Raw genomic sequence first — 19,094 nt, forward strand, 5'->3', positions numbered from 1 at the left:
GGGAGTCGCCCCACCCCAGTTCTCCTGCGAACGCAGGAGCCCAGGATACCACAGGATACCAAGCGCCGCCCTCCGTAATCCTGGACTCCTGCGTGCGCAGGAGAACGGCCGGGCGTTAGCAGTGCGGTCCACCACCCCCTTTAGCCACGATGCCCGAATACCACGCCCGCCCGAAAAAATTTCACTCCCGGAACCTTTGACATGCCGCACCCCGAGGCACATATGCCGTCCGTTGGCACTCGGGATCCCCGAGTGCCAGAAATCTGTCACAATCCCAAAAGGACATGGATCCCATGAACTTTCGTCCATTGCATGATCGCGTGCTGGTGAAGCGCCTCGAAGCCGAAGAGAAGACGGCTGGCGGCATCATCATCCCCGACACCGCCAAGGAAAAGCCGCAGGAAGGCGAAGTCGTCGCCATCGGCACCGGCACCCGCGCCGAGAATGGCACGATCACCCCGCTCGACGTCAAGACCGGCGACAAGATCCTGTTCGGCAAGTGGTCGGGCACCGAGGTCAAGGTCGACGGCGAAGACCTGCTGATCATGAAGGAATCCGACATCCTTGGGATCGTCGGCTAACCACCTTCTCGTCACCCCAGCGGAAGCTGGGGTCTCCCAATTACTGCAAGACCCCAGCGTTCGCTGGGGTGACGCAAAAATTCTGAAAGGGCAGCTGACATGGCTTCCAAGGACGTGAAATTCGGTCGTGACGCGCGTGAGCGCATCCTCCGCGGCGTCGACATCCTCGCCGACGCGGTCAAGGTGACCTTGGGCCCCAAGGGCCGCAACGTCGTCATCGACAAGAGCTTCGGCGCACCGCGCATCACCAAGGACGGCGTCACCGTCGCCAAGGAGATCGAGCTCAAGGACAAGTTCGAGAACATGGGTGCGCAGATGCTGCGCGAAGTGGCCTCGAAGACCAACGACATCGCCGGTGACGGCACGACCACTGCAACAGTCCTCGCTCAGGCGATCGTCCGTGAAGGCATGAAGTCGGTCGCAGCGGGCATGAACCCGATGGATCTGAAGCGGGGCATCGATCTCGCCGTCGTCAAGGTCGTCGAGGACGTCAAGGCACGTTCGAAGCCCGTTTCGGGTTCGAAGGAAGTGGCGCAGGTCGGCATCATCTCGGCAAACGGCGACCGTGAAGTCGGCGAGAAGATCGCCGAAGCCATGGAGAAGGTCGGCAAGGAAGGCGTGATCACCGTCGAGGAAGCCAAGGGTCTCGAATTCGAGCTCGACGTCGTCGAAGGCATGCAGTTCGACCGCGGCTATCTGTCGCCGTACTTCATCACCAACCCCGAGAAGATGTCGGTCGAGCTTCAGGATCCCTACATCCTGATCCACGAGAAGAAGCTGTCGAACCTGCAGGCGATGCTCCCGATCCTGGAAGCCGTCGTTCAGTCGGGTCGTCCGCTCCTGATCATCGCCGAGGACATCGAGGGTGAGGCTCTCGCCACGCTCGTCGTCAACAAGCTGCGCGGCGGCCTGAAGGTCGCAGCGGTCAAGGCACCGGGCTTCGGCGATCGTCGCAAGGCGATGCTCGAGGACATCGCGATCCTGACCAAGGGCGAGATGATCTCGGAAGACCTCGGCATCAAGCTCGAGACCGTCACGCTCGGCATGCTCGGCACCGCTAAGCGCGTCACGATCGACAAGGACAACACCGTTATCGTCGACGGTGCTGGCGATCACGACACGATCAAGGGCCGCACCGAAGCGATCCGCCAGCAGATCGAGAACACGACCAGCGACTACGACAAGGAGAAGCTTCAGGAGCGTCTCGCCAAGCTTGCCGGCGGCGTTGCCGTCATCAAGGTCGGTGGTTCGTCCGAGGTTGAGGTCAAGGAGCGCAAGGACCGCGTCGACGACGCGCTGCACGCAACCCGCGCAGCCGTCGAAGAGGGCATCGTCCCCGGTGGTGGTACGGCGTTGCTGTACGCGACCAAGGCCCTCGACGGCCTGACCGGTGCGAACGAGGACCAGACGCGCGGTATCGATATCGTGCGGAAATCGCTGACGGCTCTGGTTCGCCAGATCGCGCAGAACGCAGGTCATGACGGTGCGGTGGTTTCGGGCAAGCTGCTCGACGGCAACGACACGTCGATCGGCTTCAACGCCGCGACCGACACCTACGAGAACCTGGTGGAAGCCGGCGTGATCGATCCGACCAAGGTCGTCCGCACCGCGCTGCAGAACGCAGCATCGGTCGCAGGCCTCCTGATCACGACCGAAGCGGCCGTGAGCGAAATGGCCGAAGACAAGCCCGCCATGCCCATGGGCGGCGGCGGCATGGGCGGCATGGGCGGCATGGACTTCTGATCTTGGACCGGGCCAGCGAAGGCTGGCCCGGACACAAGATCAGAACGGCCGGCGGGCTGGCGGCGAAGCCACCAGTCCCGTCCGACGAAAAGGGCCGGCTTCACCGGTCCTCCGTTCCAAACAGACGACCAAAGCAAAGGGCCGGGGAGCAATCCCCGGTCCTTTGTTTGTCCGCCCGAAGGGTATACCCTGCCACCCATGGCTGCAGTCCGTCTAGATCCCGCCTATCGCCGAGTCGAAGTCGATGAATTCCTCGACATGGATTTCGGCGGCGCGAAGGCCGAGCTCGAAGACGGACTGATCTACATCATGGCGGGTGGAAACGAGGTTCACGCCCGTATTGCCGCCAATCTTCTGGCATATTTCCACCCCAAGCTCCGTGGCACCGGCTGCCGCCCCTACGGCTCCAACTTCGCCACCCGCACCGGCGAGCGGTCGATACGATTTCCCGACCTCAGCATCTACTGCAACAACCCTTCGGCCCCTGGCAACGACCGCAAGAAGCTTCTCGGCGACCCACAGGTCGTGTTCGAAGTGCTTTCGCCGTCAACCTCCTCCTACGACCAGAAGGTCAAGCTCGAGGAGTACCGCCAGCTCGACGGCACTCGCGAGATCGTACTGGTCGACCCGACCGACGAACGCATCCGCCTCGTCCGGCGCACGCCGAGCGGCGGCTGGACCGACGACTGGCTTCCGGACCGTGCCGATGTCCTTTTGCCGTCACTCGATCTCACCATCCCGCACGCCGAAATCTTCGCCCGGGACTAACGCCTGCCATTTCTTTATCGGACTTTCTCAAGGGCTGCAGGGAGTGTCGCCAGCGGCGCGATAGGATGTCCCAAGAGCCACGCCATCACATGCGAACGCCGGCTTCCAGGCGATCGCGCTGGGCGACGCGAGCCATAGTCCGGTCAGTTTGTTCCCACATCGAGCGCGATCTGGCTGTCTGGCACCGGGACTTTCCTCCAATCTCAGCACCCTGCGCGATCGTCCCGCAGAGCGTGCATCTTGATGCAAGTGAAAGGTGCAACCCAGGCGAGTTCGCGCTACCATCGCGCCATGACCGCAGAACGCATCGAGCAGTTGACCGAGGCCCAGCGCGCCTGCCTGCGACTGGTGCTGACGCATCACAATTCGAAGGAGATCGCGGCACAATTCAACGTGTCGCCTTCGGCGATCGACAAGCGGATCGAGCGTGCGGTCCAGGTTCTTGGCGTTGGCACTCGGTTCGAGGCTGCGCGCCGTCTTCAGCAGCATGAGCACGGTAGCCCGGTGACATTTGACGGGACAGCCGACGGGGGAGCCGGCGGGGCGTCTGGCTGGGGGGGGGCAAGACCGGGACCAGGCGGTCGGCGAGACGGCGGTGCAGGCCGTTCCGATGCGCCGCCCGCGGCATACGAACGTCTCCCATCCGAACCATTCGACATTCCCAATCCCCCAATTGTCCGGGCAGACAGTGCGGCGACCGGGCCGTGGGGGCTTGTTCGCCGCTTCCTGGGACTGTCCCAGGGCAGTGGTTCGATGGGAGAGGCGCGCAACCGGGTTTCGGTCGGCGACCGGCTCGTCAGACTGATCGGACTCATGGGCCTGATCGCTGTCACGTCGATGGCGATCGTGAACATGGCAATGACGCTGACCAGCCTGTTGCGAGCGAACCGGGGGAACACGGCTCCCATGCACGGTGCCGTAACGCCGGCGCCAACGGGGAGAGTTTCGATGCTGAGACAGCGACGCGACGCCACCAATGCGGTGACGACGATATTCTTGAAGGCGGAGGCTGCGGTCGACCAGGCGGCTATGTTGGCGGCATCATGCGTGTCGACGCTGTTACAGCAGCGTGTAGCCGCCAACCTTCCGGTGGGGACGGGCACGGCGGCGTTGCAAATGGTCTCGCAGGCATCGTTCGATATGATCAATGCGCGTCAGCGCTTCGTCGAAGCGCACCGGGCGCTGATCGATGTCCGTCACGACATCGGGCTGGGCCAGTTCTACGGCTATGGCGATACGGCGGAATGTCCGCCCAACGAGGGTGTGCTTGGCGGAATTTCGCTGGGCGACGCTCCACCCCGCTTGGCAGCAGTCGCCTGAACGACCGGTTTCGGTCCAACCTCGCCGGTTTGGGAGCTATGCGTTGGATCGAGTCTGGGCGTTTTATGCAATTCAACTGGCCGCGTCCGGCTACGCGCTGTGGCGTGGGGGAGCGCCGGAACGGCTGACCGGCTTGGCGTTGCTTATAGCGGCAGCGTCGACCGGTATCCTCCAACGGGATATTCCCTCGCTCTTCTCGGGGTTGGAAATCGGCGTGATGATCGTCGATCTGCTGTTGTTGGCGACGATGATCGCGATCACGTTGCATGCCGATCGGTTTTGGCCGGCCTGGGTGACGGCGCTGCATGCGTTGGGATCAGGCGCGCATCTGGCAAAGGCGGTCAGTCCCGACGTCATTCGGCTCGTCTATGCCGTGCTCGCGGCCGCGTGGAGTTATCCCATCGTCCTGGTGCTCGTGATCGGCACGCTCAGGCATTCGCAACGGATCCGGGCGCGCGGCTGGGATCTCGACTGGAGTCGGCAGGACCCGACGCTCGGCTAATCGCTTTTCGGAAAAGAGGCTCATGAACCACGCACTCTCCACCGCGCCGGTGCTGGCGCCGCTCATCGCCCCACCGGGGAGCCAGATCGTCGCTATGCCGATCTCACTGCCGCGGAACGTCGGGCATCCTACGCTACCGTCGCAGGCAATACTCGTGCAGGTCGCGCGGCGCCTGTACGAAGTGCGCCAGTTGCGGGATACGCTTCTTGGCGGAACGCTCTTTTCCGAACCCGCCTGGGACATCCTGCTCGACTTGTTCATCTCGGATCACGAGGGGCGCCGGCTCAGCGTATCGGCGGTCTGTATCGGTGCCCGGTCGCCTTCCGCCACCGCGTTGCGCTATCTATCGATCCTGCAGGACGCCGGACTGGTCGAACGCACGCGCGACGAACGCGACGGTCGCCGTTCGCACGTACAGCTGACGGTGTCGGGTCAGCGGCGCATGGCGACGTTGTTGAGCCGCCTGACGACGCCGTGAAGATTTTCCGTATGGGGTGTCGCGAACGGGACTAATTGGAGCGGGTAACGGGAATCGAACCCGTGTATTCAGCTTGGAAGGCTGCTGTACTACCATTGTACTATACCCGCCCGGCACGCTTGAGCGAGCGGTGGAACTAGCGTCGCAGAGCGCACTGCGCAAGCGTCCGTGTGGTCGCACCCAAACATGCTTCATGCCTTCATTACCTTATTGCGCTAGGCCGCCGGCATGGATCACGACCCAGCGATTGCCGTTCCTGCCACGACTGATCCCCGACCGAAGTCGGCGGTCAGCCACGGCGCCGGCTTGGCCGGGCTCGCCGGCGTGCTCGCCTGGATCGGCATCGCGCGGCATTTCGGCATGGACGGGCCCTATTCGGCGCTGATCAACGTCGCCGCGTGCGGCGCACCGATGATCGTCTGGTCGCTGCTCGTCGATAAAGTCCATCTGAGCACAAGTACTGGTATCGACTGGTCTGCGGGCAACCCCTGGCGTGATACGTTGGACCTCAGTTTGACCAAGCTGGCCGGGCTATGGGCAACTTGGGCAGCGATCGCGGTGATTTATGGCGCCGGACGTTTCTACTGGCAGGGCAATTTCGCGTTCGCGATGTGGTGCTTCACCAATGCCGCACCGATCCTGTTCGTCGCCTCCATCCCATACGTGCTCTGGATCGACCGCTATCTGGTCGAGCCGCGTGACGGCGCGTGGCATCTCGGGGCTTGGATGACGGGGCAGGCGGGCGTCGACCATGAGGCGATCTATGGCCATCTGCGCGCGTGGGGCGTGAAGACCTTCTTCCTCGCCTTCATGCTCGCGATCGTCCCGCCGGGGTTCGGCGACTTCGTCCGCGGCGATGTCGCATCCGTGCTCCGCGATCCGGTCGCGTTGGCGAGTTGGCTGGTGACGCTGATGTTCCTGATCGACGTGGCGTTCGCAACGGTCGGCTATCTTCTCACCTTCCGCCCCCTCGATTCACACATCCGCAGCGCCAATCCGTTCGCGGCGGCGTGGATGCCCGCGCTGATGTGCTATCCGCCGTTCATTCTCATGACCACGGGCGGCCCGCTCGATTACCATCCCGGCACGTCGGACTGGGCCTACTGGTTTCAGGGCCATCCAATCCTGCTGACCCTGATCGGTGCGGTGCTGGTCGGACTGACCGCGATCTATGCGTGGGCGACAATGGCGTTCGGCCTCCGCTTTTCGAACCTCACCAACCGCGGCATCCTGACACACGGGCCGTATGCGATCTCGCGTCATCCGGCCTATCTGTCAAAGAACCTGTTCTGGTGGATCTCGACGATCCCGGTCCTGACGCTCGGCAGCATGGTCGACGCGGCGCGCGCGACGCTGCTGATGGCAGCGGTCAGTGGCGTGTATTACTGGCGCGCCAAGACAGAGGAGCGACACCTGAAGCTCGACCCGGACTACCGCGTCTATTTCGACTGGATGTCCCGCAACGGCCTAGTGCCGCGCTTCTTCGCGAAGCTGCGGGGGCAAGGGGAGGCGACCACATCCAAGCCGTCACCCTGACGAAAGTCCGGGCCCAGAGCCACGAATGGCGGCGTTCGTAACGCTGGATCCTGACTTTCGTCAGGATGACGGATGAGGTGGTCGGCTACCGCACGCCCGAAGCGACAAGCGAGTTAGAAGCTCGATTCGTCGTACACCTTCGAGACGTCGCCACCCCAGGCCCCGTGATACTTCTCAAGCAACACCTCCGCCGGCACCTTGCCGCTGCGAACGATCTCACGCAGCGGATCGAGGAAGCCGCTTTCGTTGTCGCCAGCCCGGTTGAACCGCGCCCGCGCCGTCAGCCCGGCCCCGGCAATGTCGAGCGCTTGGCCCGCGATGTCGCGCAGCTTGCCGCCGCCCGCGATCGGCGCGTCCAGCCCCAGCTTCGGCACCGCATCGCGCAGCGCCTGACGCTCGTCGATCGTCCAGTCCTTGACCAGATCCCACGCCGCATCGAGCGCACCCTGATCGTACAGCAGCCCGACCCACAAGGCCGGCAGCGCACAGATCCGGTTCCACGGCCCGCCATCGGCACCGCGCATCTCGAGGAACGTCTTCAACCGAACCTCGGGGAACGCGGTCGAGAGATGATCGGTCCAGTCGTCGAGCGTCGGCTTTTCCCCCGGCAACACCGACAATTCGCCCTTCAGGAAGTCGCGGAACGATAGCCCGGCGGCGTCGATATATTTCCCGTCGCGGTAGACGAAGTACATCGGCACATCGAGCGCGTACTCGGCGTAGCGCTCATAGCCGAAGCCATCCTCGAACACGAACGGCAGCATGCCCGTGCGGTGTGGATCCGTGTCCGACCAGATATGGCTGCGATACGAGAGCATGCCGTTGGGCTTGCCTTCGGTGAACGGCGAGTTCGCCAACAGCGCGGTCGCGAGCGGCTGGAGCGCCAGCCCGACGCGGAATTTCTTCACCATGTCCGCCTCGGACGCGTAATCCAGGTTCACCTGGATCGTGCAGGTTCGCAGCATCATGTCGAGGCCCATGCTGCCGACGCGCGGCATGTGCCGCAGCATGATCGCATAGCGCCCCTTGGGCATCGTCGGCAGTTCGGCACGCGTCTTGTCCGGCCACATGCCGAGCCCGAGGAAGCCGATGCCGAGCTTCTCGCCTGCGGCCTTCACCTGCTCCAGATGACGCCCGGTCTCGGCGCAGGTCTCGTGCAGGCTATCGAGCGGCGCGCCGGAGAGTTCGAATTGGCCCGCGGGCTCCAGGCTGATGCTGCCGTCGGGACCCGACATGGCGATCGCGTTTCCGCCCTCCATGACCGGCTTCCAGCCATATTGCTCCAGCTCGCCGAGCAGCGCGCGGATGCCGCTCGGCTCGTCATACGAAGGCGCATGGTGATCGCCGTTCGCATAGACGAACTTCTCATGCTCGGTGCCGATCCGCCACGCATCCTTCGGCTTCTCGCCGCCCGCGAAGCTAGCGATCAACTGGTCGCGCGACTCGATCGTCGGGCTGGTCTTTTTAGGCGCTGGAATCGTCGTCATCGCCGCGCCTTACGCGGCGATGAACGTGCCCGCTAGAGGGGATTCGGACCAATCGGTAGGTATTGCGCCGCAGCCCGTTATCCCGCCCCCTTATCTGTCCCCGCCGCCCGCCTCGTTGCCGCGCCAGTCGCCCGCCGCCGCCATCCACAACGCGACCGCAGCGCCCGCCGCGGTTTCCGCTCGCAGGATGCGCGGCCCGAGCCCGATTCCAACCGCTTGCGGATGCGCGCGGATCGCCTCGCGCTCGTCGGCATCGAAGCCACCCTCAGGCCCGATCAGGATCGCCGCCGGGCCGGGCCGCGTGCGCATCGCCTCCAGAGCGGGCACGCCGCCGGTCTCGTCGGCGAAGAACAGCGCGCGGTCTTCAGGCCAGTCGCGGAGCAATGCGGCAAACTTCACCGGTTCGGTCACCTCGGGCAGCGCGGTGCGCCCGCATTGCTCGGCCGCCTCGATCATCTGCGTGCGCAGCCGCTCGGTATTGGGCTTGTCGACGATGGTGCGGCGCGTGACGACGGGCTGCAGGCGCGCGACGCCGAGCTCGCACGCCTTCTCCGCCATCCAGTCGACCCGGCTCTTCTTGAGCGGTGCAGCGCACAGCCATAGATCAGGCACGTCCTCGCGCGGTCGCAGCAATTCGGTGACGTCGAGCACGAGGTCGCGCTTGCCGACGCTCGACGCGACGCCGAGCCATTCGCCGGTGCGATCGTCGAACAGCTTCACCGGATCGCCGATCTTCATACGCATCACGCCTGCGAGATAATGCGCGGCGGGGCCGTCGATGTGGAGCGGGCCGTGCGCGAGGAGGCGATCGACGAAAAGGCGCGGCGTGGATTGCGGCGGCCAGGCGGGGGTTGCGGGCATAACTCGCCTCTAGCAAATCCTCCCCGGCACGGGGAGGGGGACCAGCGCAGCTGGTGGAGGGGGGCTTCCGCGAAGTTAACGGCGGCGTCCGGGGCGTTAACAGAAGCGGCACTTGCGAGGCTCTCCGCTACCAGCGGAACGCTCGCGGTGATCCCCCTCCACCCTTCGCCGATGGCGAACGGTCCCCCTCCCCGTGCCGGGGAGGATTTTAGGAGGGGCCTCTCCGGGAAGCGGCGTTCAGCGTTTGCGCCGCACCCACATCTTCCGCGCCACCACCCACGCAACAACCAAAACCACGACGCCGAGGATCAACACCCCGGCAACCGCCCCCGCGACGCGGAAAATACCCCAGAACAACGCCTCGACGAAGCGGCCGACCGCGACCGAAAGGCCGATCACAAAAGAGGCTCCACACGCGACACGCCTTACCGGTAGCCGGCAAAGGCTTGCGCGCCAAACCCCGTCTTCCTACGCCCCCTGCATGCAGACCCAGCCGAGCCACGCGGAAATCGTCCCCGACAGCGAGCACCGAGGGCTGGTCGGTAGCCTCCCGCCCACCCTCCGTGGCCTGGCGCTGCTTGCCCGCTTCGACCGCCCGATCGGCTGGTGGCTGCTGTTCTGGCCCGGCGCCTGGGGCGTCGCGCTCGCCGGTGGCGCGGTGCAGCGCTGGGACATGATCCTTTGGCTCCTCCTCGGCAGCATCGCGATGCGCGGCGCAGGCTGCGTGTTCAACGACATCGTCGACCGCGATCTCGACGCGCAGGTCGCGCGCACCCGCGCCCGGCCGATCCCGAGCGGCCTCGTCTCGATAAAGCTCGCCTGGGTCTGGCTCGTCGCGCTCTGCCTGATCGGGTTCGCCGTCCTGCTGCAACTCACCTTTTTCGCCGCGATCGTCGCGCTCGCCAGCCTCGCCCCCGTCGCCGCCTACCCGTTTATGAAGCGCATCACCTGGTGGCCGCAGGCGTGGCTCGGCATCGTCTTCTCCTGGGCGCTTCTGGTCGGCTGGAGCGATATCGCCGGCGCGCTCGAAACGCCGATGTGGCTGCTCTACGCCGGTTCGATCGCGTGGGTGATCGGCTACGACACGATCTACGCGCTCCAAGACCGTGAGGACGATGCGATGATCGGCATCCGCTCGTCCGCACTCCGCATGGGCGCCCATGTAAAGGCCGGCGTCGGCGCCTTCTACGTCGCTGCCGTCGCCTTATGGGCCGCAGCCTTCTGGCAAGTCCGCCCCGACCCGCTCGCGGTCGCCGCGCTCGTCCCCGTCGCGCTCCACCTCACGTGGCAGGTCGCGACCCTCAAACCCGACACGCACGAGGGCGCAGGCACCGCCGCGCTCGCCCGGTTCCGCGCCAACCGGTTCGCCGGACTGCTGATGTTCCTCGCGTGCGTGGTTGTCGGCACGAGCCTGCATCCCTAACTCGCTGATATGCTGACCCCAGACCAAGCCCGCGACCGCGCCCACGACATCGTCCAGCGCGCGAAGGCGGCGGGCGCCGACGCCGCCGATGCGGTCTTTGCCGCCGACGCCGCGCTCGACGTGTCGATCCGTCTCGGCAAGCTCGAGGATATAGGCCGTTCCGAAAGCGAGGATCTCGGCCTGCGTGTGTTCGTCGGCCAGCGCTCCGCCAGCGTCTCCACCTCCGACCTGTCGACCGCGGCTATGGATGCGCTGGTCGAGCGAGCGGTGGCGATGGCACGCGAGGCACCGGAAGACCCCTGGGCCGGTCTCGCCCCCGCCGATCGCCTGCTCCACGGCATCATCCCGATGCTCGGTCTGGACGACGGCGGCGAAGCCAGCCCCGAGCAACTCCGCGACGCAGCCCTCGAAGCCGAGGACGCCGCCCGCGCGGTCCCCGGCGTCTCGAACAGCGAAGGCGGCGGCGCGAGCGCCTCGCGCAGTGTCTGGGCGCTCGCCACCAGCCACGGGTTCGCCGGCGCCTATGCCGCGACCGGCTACGGTGTCTCGGCCAGCGTCCTGGCGGGCGAGGGCGGCGGCATGCAGCGCGACTACGCGCACAGCAGCGCCCGCCTCCGCGCGCATCTCGAATCGCCCGAAGCAATCGGCCGCCGCGCCGGCGAGCAGGCCGTCGCCCGCCTCAACCCCGGCCGCCTGACCAGCGGTCCGACCACGATCGTCTACGACCGCCGCGTCGGTGGATCGCTGGTCGGCCACATGCTCGGCGCGATCTCGGGGCAGGCGATCACGCGGAAAACCAGCTTCCTGCTCGACTCACTCGGCAGCCAGGTGTTCGCGCACGGCATCACCATCCGCGACGATCCGCACCGCCCGCACGGCCTGCGCTCGCGCCCGTTCGACGGCGAGGGGCTGCCCGTTTCGCCGAGCGACATCATCGAGGACGGCATGCTCGAACGCTGGCTGCTCGATTCCGCTTCGGCTCGCCAGCTCGGCCTCGAACCCACCGGCCACGCCGCCCGCGGTGTCGGCGGCGGCCCCGGCGTGGCGACCAGCAACGTGTTCATGGAGCCGGGCCATGTCCCGCTCGAAACGCTGATCGCCGACATCGAATCGGGCGTCTACGTCACCGAACTGATGGGCGGCGGCGCGAACGGCGTGACTGGCGACTACAGCCGCGGCGCGGCAGGCTTCCGCATCGAGAACGGCCAGATCACCACGCCGGTCGCGGAGTTCACGATCGCGGGCAACGTGAAGGACATGTTCCTCGCGATGACGCCCGCCAACGATCTCGAATTCCGCTACGGCGTCAACGTGCCGACCCTGCGCGTGGAGGGCATGACGGTGGCGAGTGGCTGATCCGCGCCGCCGCGGGCCGGAACGGTCGCCGGAATGGCTGCGCGCGATGGCCGACGCCGTCGCGAAGATCGCCATGGAGGCCGGCGCGATGGCGCACGACCGCTTCGACACCGATTTCCAGCGCTGGGAAAAGACCCCCGGTAGCCCGGTCTGCGAGCTCGACATCGCGATCGACCGGATGCTCAAGTCCCGCCTGTCGACCCTGCTGCCCGAAGCCGGCTGGCTGTCCGAGGAAACCGCCGACAACGGCGACCGCCTCGCGCACGACCTGCTCTGGGTGGTCGACCCGATCGACGGCACGCGCGACTATATCCGCGCGCGGCCCGGCTGGTGCGTTTCGATCGCGCTGGTCGACCGCGGCCGCCCGGTGATCGGCATCCTCGACGCCCCCACGCGCGACGAGCACTGGCGCGCCGTGGTCGGACAGGGCGCCACCCGCAACGGCGTGGCGCTCCAGACCGGCACCCGCACCGAATTCGCCGGCAGCCGCACCCCCGTCGACGCCCTCCCCAAAGCCGACCGCGACCTCGTCATGGTCCACAAACCCAACTCGATCGCACTCCGCATCGCCATGGTCGCCGCCGACGAAGCGGACCTCGTCGCCACCCTCCGTTGGGGCAACGAATGGGACATCGCCGCGGCCGTGCTGGTCGCGAGCGAGGCGGGGGCGACGGTGAGCGACGCGCTGGGCGCGCCGCTGGTGTTCAACAAACCACGGCCGCAGGCGTTTGGGGTGCTGGCCTGCATCCCGGGAATTCATGCCGCAGCCGTCGAGCGGTTAGCGCACCGGGCGCGCACAGTGCTGGGGTGACGACGATCATTGGGAAGGAAAGCGGACGTCAAACGTCGTCTGCTAGCCACGCGAAGAGCACATAGCCGCGAAAGAGGACGATCAGAATTATTCCTGCGATTACAGGACCGATGAAGGTCCGGCCGCAGTCGATGGGCGCTGTCATGCCTGATGCGAGGCTTCCTAGGCGAATGTCTACGATTGGGCGGAAGCAAAATGGCAGGGATGAAGAATAATATGATGTGCCCCTCCCGCGCGTCATCCCGGACTTGATCCGGGATCCAGAGCAACGAGCGGTGCCGTCCGAAACTCTGGATCCTGACTTTCGTCAGGATGACGGAATTGGGAGGATTGCCGAAAGCCCGCTTACGAGCGCAAAGACTAACTCGGTTCCAAGGCGCGGTAGCTGGTGCTCGTGTAGGGTGCGCGTCTATGTTACGAGGCCATGATCGACTTTCACGACACAATCGACACCATCAAACGGCATCTGGCTGACGGGTCGGACCGCTCGCTGACCTATGCCGCGCTCGAGTGCCGCCTTGCCATCGAGCGTATCTGCTATGACCGGCTGGCGCGAGCGCACGACTATATATCGCACGAGGAGGTTCGCCGCTGGCAGCCGCATCTCGTGATCAAGCTCCTCACAGAGGATGTCGATCCGCATGTCGCCTCCACCTACACGCTAAGCATCAGCACCCAGCCCGCCGTGGAAGGCGAAGACCTGACGAAAAAGGATTATGTTCCGGTCGGAACGCAGCAGGGCTTCAATGGCGCGCGCCTCGCCAAGCTCTGGAATGCCCTTTCGAATACCGCGCTGCATGTCTCGTTGCCAAAATCGAGCGATGTCGGTGTTACGCAATTTGGCAGCGCCGGCGCGATCCGCACCAAGGTCGAGCAGGCGCTGATCGAGCTCGAACGGATTGCGACCGGAACCATGACTTCGAACGGCTTCGGTCCTGGTGTCTCGTTCACCTGCGAATGCGGTCAACTCGTCAAGCGCCGCTCCGAGCAGCTGTCGGCCGGCAAGGTCGTCCATTGCATCAACCCAGCCTGCAACGAAAGCTACGAGGTCGAAATCGAGGGCGACAACATCAATTTCGGGGTCCGGGCGGTCTATTTAACCTGTAAGTGCGGCGAGGAACGCCGGTTCCCGAAGGCGCCCCTCGATAAAATGAGAGTGAACGAGATAGCACGCTCGCATTGCTCCTGCGGTGCCGAAACCATCTTTTGCTGGAAGCTTTTCAGCGCCGTTCGCGATCCCGATGCGACAAAAAGGGTGACCTAGGCTAGAAGCATCAATCAGCCCACCCGAACCGGCGTCTGCTTTCGCCCGGTCGAGTCCCAAAGCTGCCCGGCAGCTCCCGGCCCACATTACGGTCGCAGCATCACATCTGAAGCAACGTCCGCCCTAGGCGGCGCCGACGACAGCGCAGATAGCCGTCATTGTACGAAAACTAATGTTCTCGCGATCCAACGCCTTTGCCCTTTGTCCTGCTGGTCAAATGAAACTGGCCACAACGGTCGCACCGATACACTTTGAGCGGTACGCGTCCGACTCCCGCCACCACCAGCGCATCAGCCGCCGACACGAAGCGCGCCTTGCGGCGGCAGACGCTGAGCCGGGTGCGTTTCACCGGCTCACTCCTTGTACTTCATCTCCAGGAAGCGCCCTCGCGTCGACAGATTGTCGAGATCGCTCTGTGCCAGGCGCGCGGTCATTTCGCCGATTTCCTGTTCGATCAGTTTCAGCCCGTCGACCAGTTCGGCGTCGGGCGTGCGGCCGTTGCGTGGCGTAGTGCGCAGCGATGCCGGGACCTTTTCGTAATCCTTGACGAAGGCGGGCAATTGTTCGCCGATCAGTTTGCGCACGTCGACCGCTTCCTGCGTGTTTGCGTCGAGCGTCGCGAGTTGCGGCGTCAGCGTTTCGAGGCGCAGGCCGATCTTGTCGACCAAAGTCATCGCCGGCGCGGGGAGGGCGGGGCGCTGTGCCTCCAGCCAGCGTTCGGTCTGCGCGGGGAGGGCGCGGATGTCGACTGCGGCGAGGCGCTCGGGTGTCGGTGCGCGTTCCGCTGGCCAGACCGCGAATAGCACCGTGGCGGCGACCAGCAGTGCCATCACCAGCATCGCGCCACCTATCCCGAGCGGCACGATCCAGCCGATCACCATCGCCGCGATCAGGATCGCCACGTCGGCGACCGCGATCCGGGTCAGCCGCTTGCCGATCGCCTGCGTCTGCCTTGCCCGGCCCCGCGATGGCACGCGTGCGATGACGGTGCCCGTCCGGTCGTCGGAAATGCGCGACCAGGAGGCGCGGGCGCTGGCGATGGCGTCGTCGACTTCGCTCACGAGGGTTACATCGCCTCCAGCTTGAACGGGCTGGCGGAAGGTCCGCCGAGCTGGCCTTGGGTGGCCCCTTCAGCACGCGCGATATACCCGCGCGATTTGTCGACCTCGTTCGACAACGCGCCGACCGTCACTTTCATCGAATCAAGCGCCTTCAGCTTGAACACGTCGATCGCGTCCATCGTGTCGTAGATATTCTGGAACGCGCGTTGCAGCGTCTCCAGCGGGATCGTCGCCGACGCGGCCTGCTCGTGGATCTGCGCGGTCTGCGATTTGAGCAGCTTGCCGGTCGAATCGATGATGTTCGCGGTCGTCGTGTTGAGCGCGGTGATCTGCTCCAGCACCAGCTTCTGGTTGGTCAGCGCCTGCGCCACCGTCACCGCGGTGCGCAGCGCCGAGACGGTCGTGGTCGACGCGCGATCAACGCCCTTCACCAGCTCGACATTGTTCTTCTTGACCAGATCGAGCGCGAGATAGCCCTGCACGGTCACCGCCATCTGCGTCAGCAGGTCCTGCGTCCGCTGGCGCGTGTAGAACAGCGCGGTCTCGCGGATCGCCTTGGCCTTGGCGGGATCGCTGTGGTCGAGCTCGTTGGCGACGTCCTCCAGCTTGGCGTCCATCGTCTTCGACAGATGGATCATCTGCTCGAGCCGACCCATCGCCGCCCACAGGTTCGCGCGTTCGGTATCGATCGCGGCATTGTCCATCAGCAGCTCGTCCTTGCCCGAGCCGAGGCTCTTCAGGATCTGTGCGATGTGCGTCTGCGACGATTTATAGCCGTCGAAATAATTGCGCATCTTGCCACCGAACGGGATGATCCCGAACAGCTTCTGCGGCGCGGTGAGGTTGCCCTTCTTGCCGGGATCGAGATCCTCGACGACGCGGCGCAGCTCGGCGAGGTCCTTGCCGACGCCGGTCTCCTGATCCATCGCCTTGACTGGGCGATCGAGGAAGCGGTTCGATTGCCCCGCCGCCTCGCGGATTTCCTTCGCGCCCATCGCGGTGATCGCGTCGACGCGCTTGCCGAATTCGGGCGAGTTGACGTCCTGCGCGACGAGATCGGTGACGAACCCCGACACGCGCTCCTCCAGCTGCGACTTAACGCCGGCGTCGACCGGCACCAGCCCGGCGGCCTTTGAGGCGGCCACGGTCGGCACCGGATCGGGCGGGGTCAGCACTAGGCCCGGCTCTTCGTTCAGCGTCTCGGGTGTCGTCGCCATGCGTTATCTCCGTTCGATGGGACATGGTGGCTGCAACCCGTCCCGCGTTCAAGTGGCATATATAGATAACACACCGCTCTTGCCAACCGCGCCTTGAAACCAAGGGACGGCGTCGACAGCTTGGGGCCGACATCACAGGAGTTCCAGCATGCGCGCCATCGGCTATACCCAGTCGCTTCCGATCGACGATCTGCAGTCGCTCGTCGATCTCGACATCGCCAAGCCCGAAGCGACCGGCCGCGACCTGCTCGTCGAGGTGAAGGCGGTGTCGGTCAACCCGGTCGACACCAAGGTCCGCCAGAACCGCGCCGATCCGGATGGCAAGCCGCAGGTGCTCGGCTGGGACGCGGCGGGTATCGTCGTCGCGGTCGGCCCGGACGTGACCAAGTTCGCGGTCGGCGACGCGGTGTTCTACGCTGGCGCGATCGACCGGCCCGGCACCAATGCCGAATACCACCTCGTCGACGAACGGATCGTCGGCCACAAGCCGCAGTCGCTCGATTGGGCGCAGGCGGCGGCGCTCCCGCTGACCTCGATCACCGCGTGGGAGACGCTGTTCGACCGCCTCGACGTGCGCAAACCCGTGCCCGGTGCGGCCAACGCGATCCTGATCATCGGCGGTGCCGGCGGGGTAGGATCGATCACGATCCAGCTCGCGCGGCAGCTCACTGACCTGACCGTGATCGCCACCGCGTCGCGCGACGAGACGCGCGGCTGGGTTGAGGATTTCGGCGCGCATCACGTGATCGACCACCGCAAGCCGCTCGCTGAGCAGGTCGATGCGCTCGGGCTTGGCGCGCCGGCGTATGTGTTCTCGACGACGCATACCGACGAGCACATTACCGAGATCGCCACGCTGCTCGCGCCGCAGGGCCGCCTGGCGCTGATCGACGATCCCAAGACGCTCGACATCGCGCCGCTGAAACAGAAGTCGATCTCGGTCCACTGGGAGCTGATGTACACGCGCTCGCTGTTCCAGACCGCGGATATGGGCGAGCAGGGCAGGTTGCTCGACGAGGTCGCGGCGTTGGTCGATGCGGGGACGATCCGGACGACGCTTGCGGAGAATTTCGGGAAGATCGATGCGGTGAATTTGCGGCGGGCGCACGAGCGGATCGAGACCCATACGGCCAAGGGGAAGATCGTGCTCGAGGGATTCTGACACCGCCCTAGTCCTCCCTGCGCAGGCGGGAATCCCTACTGGCAAGCCGAGAGATAAAGTCGCCAGCCTCCTGAGAATATGGGTCCCCGCCTCCGCGGGGATGACTTGCAAGGGTGTGCACCACCCCGGCGAAGGCCGGGGTCCAATTGGGGGACGTTGCTAACGGACGGCGGCACGTCGTTATTGCCACCTTCCCAACTGGGCCCCGGCCTCCACCGGGGTGAATAAAATGGATTGCGGAGCGTTGCAGGTCGCCGCCACCTCACGATCCTCCCCCGCAAGGGGAGGTGGCAGGCTTTCGCCTGACGGAGGGGGAGGCAAGCCACCACGCCTGCTCAGTGTCCTCCCCCTCCGTCACCTTCGGCGACACCTCCCCCTTGCGGGGGAGGATTGCGATATCCCCTCTGGCGTCCCGGCAAACACGCGATACTCTACACCATGCTCCGCCCGCTGATCCTCGCGCTCGCCCTCCTCCCCGCGGCCGCCACGAATCATCCCCCGCCAGCGGACCCGCTAACCGCCACGATCCACACCGAGGACGCCGACCGCTTCGCGACCCTCTTCGCCAAGACCAAAGGCAAACCCACCGCCGCACAACTGAAACGCGACTATCTCGACAAGGGCAGTTTTGGGATCGGCGTCTTCACCCCCGGCCGGATCGTCGACGCCGACACGCTCGCGCGCGCGATCGCCGCCAACCCGACCCGCTACGCACAGGCGATCAAGACCTGTCTCCCCGCCGCCAAGGCAGCCACCGACGATCTCCGCGCGATCTATCTCGGCCTCCACGGCGCGCTCCCCGACGTGAAGCTGCCCCAAGTCTATATAGTCTTCGGCGCGGGCAATTCCGGCGGCACTGCAGGTCCCGGCGCGCAGGTCCTCGGCCTCGAAGTGCTCTGCCGCATGTCGCCCACGCCCGAGAAACTCCGCCAGACGCTGCGCCATTTCTTCGCACACGAGACGGTACATTCCTTCCAGCAGGACGCCGGCATGACGCTCGCCCGCGACCCGTTGCTAACCGCGATCCTCGTCGAGGGCGCGGCCGACTTCATCGCGCAACTCGTCACCGGCGAGGAACCGGACGCCGCGCGCGCTGCCTGGGCCGCCCCGCGCGAGGCGGAACTCTGGCGCCAGATGCAGGCCGACATCGCGCTCACTCGCAAGCTCACCGACCAAGACGACCCCGAGGAAGGCTCGCCCGAAGCCAAGGCCTATGCGCGTTGGATCGGCAACTACTCCACGCCGCCCACAGGCTGGCCACCCGAACTCGGCTATTGGATGGGCCTGCGGATCTGGCAGCGTTATTACGCCGCCGCGCCCGACAAACACGCCGCATTGAGAGCGATGCTGGCGGTCCGCGATCCTCGGGTCATTCTCGCCGCCGGACCATACAGGCGCCGATGACCGCAAACGCTCCGTCATCCTGACGAAAGTCAGGACCCAGAGCCAAGAAAAGCTGCGTTCTGTTACCCTGGGTCCTGACTTTCGTCAGGATGACGGGAGGGGTGCGGAGGACCCGAACAC

Annotated in this window: 18 protein-coding genes and 1 tRNA gene; 13 read left to right on the forward strand and 6 right to left on the reverse strand. The window is 65.4% G+C overall.

Annotated elements, in window-relative coordinates:
* Positions 1 to 293 precede the first annotated feature (293 nt).
* The 6 genes from groES (at position 294) to SPHN_RS08140 (ending at position 5,392) form a co-directional block, all read left to right on the forward strand.
* On the forward strand, positions 294 to 581 hold the full coding sequence (gene groES, locus SPHN_RS08115) for a co-chaperone GroES (protein WP_056052039.1): 288 nt from the start codon (positions 294 to 296) through the stop codon (positions 579 to 581).
* Positions 582 to 680: 99 nt separating this feature from the next.
* Complete coding sequence (groL, locus tag SPHN_RS08120) at positions 681 to 2,324, forward strand: chaperonin GroEL (protein WP_248522637.1); 1,644 nt, start codon at positions 681 to 683, stop codon at positions 2,322 to 2,324.
* Positions 2,325 to 2,522: 198 nt separating this feature from the next.
* Entirely contained in the window at positions 2,523 to 3,092 is a 570-nt protein-coding gene (locus tag SPHN_RS08125) for a Uma2 family endonuclease (protein WP_282580497.1), read from the forward strand.
* Between the two features lie 291 nt (positions 3,093 to 3,383).
* The gene (locus tag SPHN_RS08130; RefSeq protein ID WP_248522639.1) at positions 3,384 to 4,412 is read left to right on the forward strand and encodes a sigma factor-like helix-turn-helix DNA-binding protein; all 1,029 of its coding nucleotides are present in this window, start codon (positions 3,384 to 3,386) and stop codon (positions 4,410 to 4,412) included.
* A 43-nt stretch (positions 4,413 to 4,455) separates the two neighbouring features.
* Entirely contained in the window at positions 4,456 to 4,914 is a 459-nt protein-coding gene (locus tag SPHN_RS08135) for a hypothetical protein (protein WP_248522640.1), read from the forward strand.
* Positions 4,915 to 4,936: 22 nt separating this feature from the next.
* Positions 4,937 to 5,392, forward strand: coding sequence for a winged helix DNA-binding protein (locus SPHN_RS08140; protein WP_248522641.1), 456 nt, complete (start codon positions 4,937 to 4,939; stop codon positions 5,390 to 5,392).
* A 36-nt stretch (positions 5,393 to 5,428) separates the two neighbouring features.
* On the opposite strand, the gene SPHN_RS08145 is transcribed toward SPHN_RS08140, so the two are convergent.
* A tRNA-Gly gene (locus SPHN_RS08145) sits at positions 5,429 to 5,502 on the reverse strand.
* A gap of 118 nt (positions 5,503 to 5,620) precedes the next feature.
* Between SPHN_RS08145 and SPHN_RS08150 the strand changes: the two genes are divergently transcribed.
* Positions 5,621 to 6,928 carry a methyltransferase family protein gene (locus SPHN_RS08150; protein WP_248522642.1) on the forward strand — a complete coding sequence of 436 codons (1,308 nt, stop codon included), beginning with the start codon at positions 5,621 to 5,623 and terminating at the stop codon, positions 6,926 to 6,928.
* A 113-nt stretch (positions 6,929 to 7,041) separates the two neighbouring features.
* Here SPHN_RS08150 and SPHN_RS08155 read toward each other — a convergent pair whose 3' ends face one another.
* The 3 genes from SPHN_RS08155 to SPHN_RS08165 all read right to left on the reverse strand — a co-directional run bounded on the left by SPHN_RS08155 (position 7,042) and on the right by SPHN_RS08165 (position 9,675).
* Positions 7,042 to 8,415, reverse strand: a complete 1,374-nt coding sequence (locus SPHN_RS08155; protein ID WP_248522643.1) for a glutamate--cysteine ligase — start codon at positions 8,413 to 8,415, stop codon at positions 7,042 to 7,044.
* Between the two features lie 90 nt (positions 8,416 to 8,505).
* Positions 8,506 to 9,276 carry a 16S rRNA (uracil(1498)-N(3))-methyltransferase gene (locus SPHN_RS08160; RefSeq protein ID WP_248522644.1) on the reverse strand — a complete coding sequence of 257 codons (771 nt, stop codon included), beginning with the start codon at positions 9,274 to 9,276 and terminating at the stop codon, positions 8,506 to 8,508.
* A 237-nt stretch (positions 9,277 to 9,513) separates the two neighbouring features.
* Positions 9,514 to 9,675 (reverse strand): hypothetical protein, encoded by a 162-nt coding sequence (locus SPHN_RS08165; RefSeq protein ID WP_248522645.1) that lies wholly within the window; start codon positions 9,673 to 9,675, stop codon positions 9,514 to 9,516.
* Between the two features lie 82 nt (positions 9,676 to 9,757).
* Between SPHN_RS08165 and ubiA the strand changes: the two genes are divergently transcribed.
* The 4 genes from ubiA (at position 9,758) to SPHN_RS08185 (ending at position 14,130) form a co-directional block, all read left to right on the forward strand.
* A complete protein-coding gene (gene ubiA, locus SPHN_RS08170) occupies positions 9,758 to 10,699 on the forward strand; it encodes a 4-hydroxybenzoate octaprenyltransferase (RefSeq protein WP_248522646.1) in 942 nt (313 codons plus the stop codon).
* Between the two features lie 9 nt (positions 10,700 to 10,708).
* Positions 10,709 to 12,055: a TldD/PmbA family protein gene (locus SPHN_RS08175; protein WP_248522647.1), complete on the forward strand. Its 1,347-nt coding sequence runs from the start codon at positions 10,709 to 10,711 to the stop codon at positions 12,053 to 12,055.
* Positions 12,056 to 12,101: 46 nt separating this feature from the next.
* The gene (locus SPHN_RS08180; protein WP_248522972.1) at positions 12,102 to 12,866 is read left to right on the forward strand and encodes a 3'(2'),5'-bisphosphate nucleotidase CysQ; all 765 of its coding nucleotides are present in this window, start codon (positions 12,102 to 12,104) and stop codon (positions 12,864 to 12,866) included.
* A 424-nt stretch (positions 12,867 to 13,290) separates the two neighbouring features.
* Positions 13,291 to 14,130 (forward strand): hypothetical protein, encoded by an 840-nt coding sequence (locus SPHN_RS08185; protein WP_248522648.1) that lies wholly within the window; start codon positions 13,291 to 13,293, stop codon positions 14,128 to 14,130.
* A gap of 353 nt (positions 14,131 to 14,483) precedes the next feature.
* On the opposite strand, the gene SPHN_RS08190 is transcribed toward SPHN_RS08185, so the two are convergent.
* Positions 14,484 to 15,191, reverse strand: a complete 708-nt coding sequence (locus SPHN_RS08190) for a hypothetical protein (protein ID WP_248522649.1) — start codon at positions 15,189 to 15,191, stop codon at positions 14,484 to 14,486.
* Positions 15,192 to 15,196: 5 nt separating this feature from the next.
* Positions 15,197 to 16,408 carry a toxic anion resistance protein gene (locus SPHN_RS08195; RefSeq protein ID WP_248522650.1) on the reverse strand — a complete coding sequence of 404 codons (1,212 nt, stop codon included), beginning with the start codon at positions 16,406 to 16,408 and terminating at the stop codon, positions 15,197 to 15,199.
* A 148-nt stretch (positions 16,409 to 16,556) separates the two neighbouring features.
* On the opposite strand from SPHN_RS08195, the gene SPHN_RS08200 reads away from it, so the two are divergent.
* Both SPHN_RS08200 and SPHN_RS08205 read left to right on the forward strand, forming a co-directional pair.
* Positions 16,557 to 17,570, forward strand: a complete 1,014-nt coding sequence (locus SPHN_RS08200; RefSeq protein ID WP_248522651.1) for a zinc-binding alcohol dehydrogenase family protein — start codon at positions 16,557 to 16,559, stop codon at positions 17,568 to 17,570.
* A 438-nt stretch (positions 17,571 to 18,008) separates the two neighbouring features.
* Positions 18,009 to 18,974: a hypothetical protein gene (locus SPHN_RS08205; protein WP_248522652.1), complete on the forward strand. Its 966-nt coding sequence runs from the start codon at positions 18,009 to 18,011 to the stop codon at positions 18,972 to 18,974.
* The last annotated feature ends 120 nt before the right edge of the window (positions 18,975 to 19,094 follow it).

Origin of the sequence: Sphingomonas faeni (assembly GCF_023195535.1) — a bacterium.
Lineage (GTDB): Bacteria > Pseudomonadota > Alphaproteobacteria > Sphingomonadales > Sphingomonadaceae > Sphingomonas > Sphingomonas faeni_B.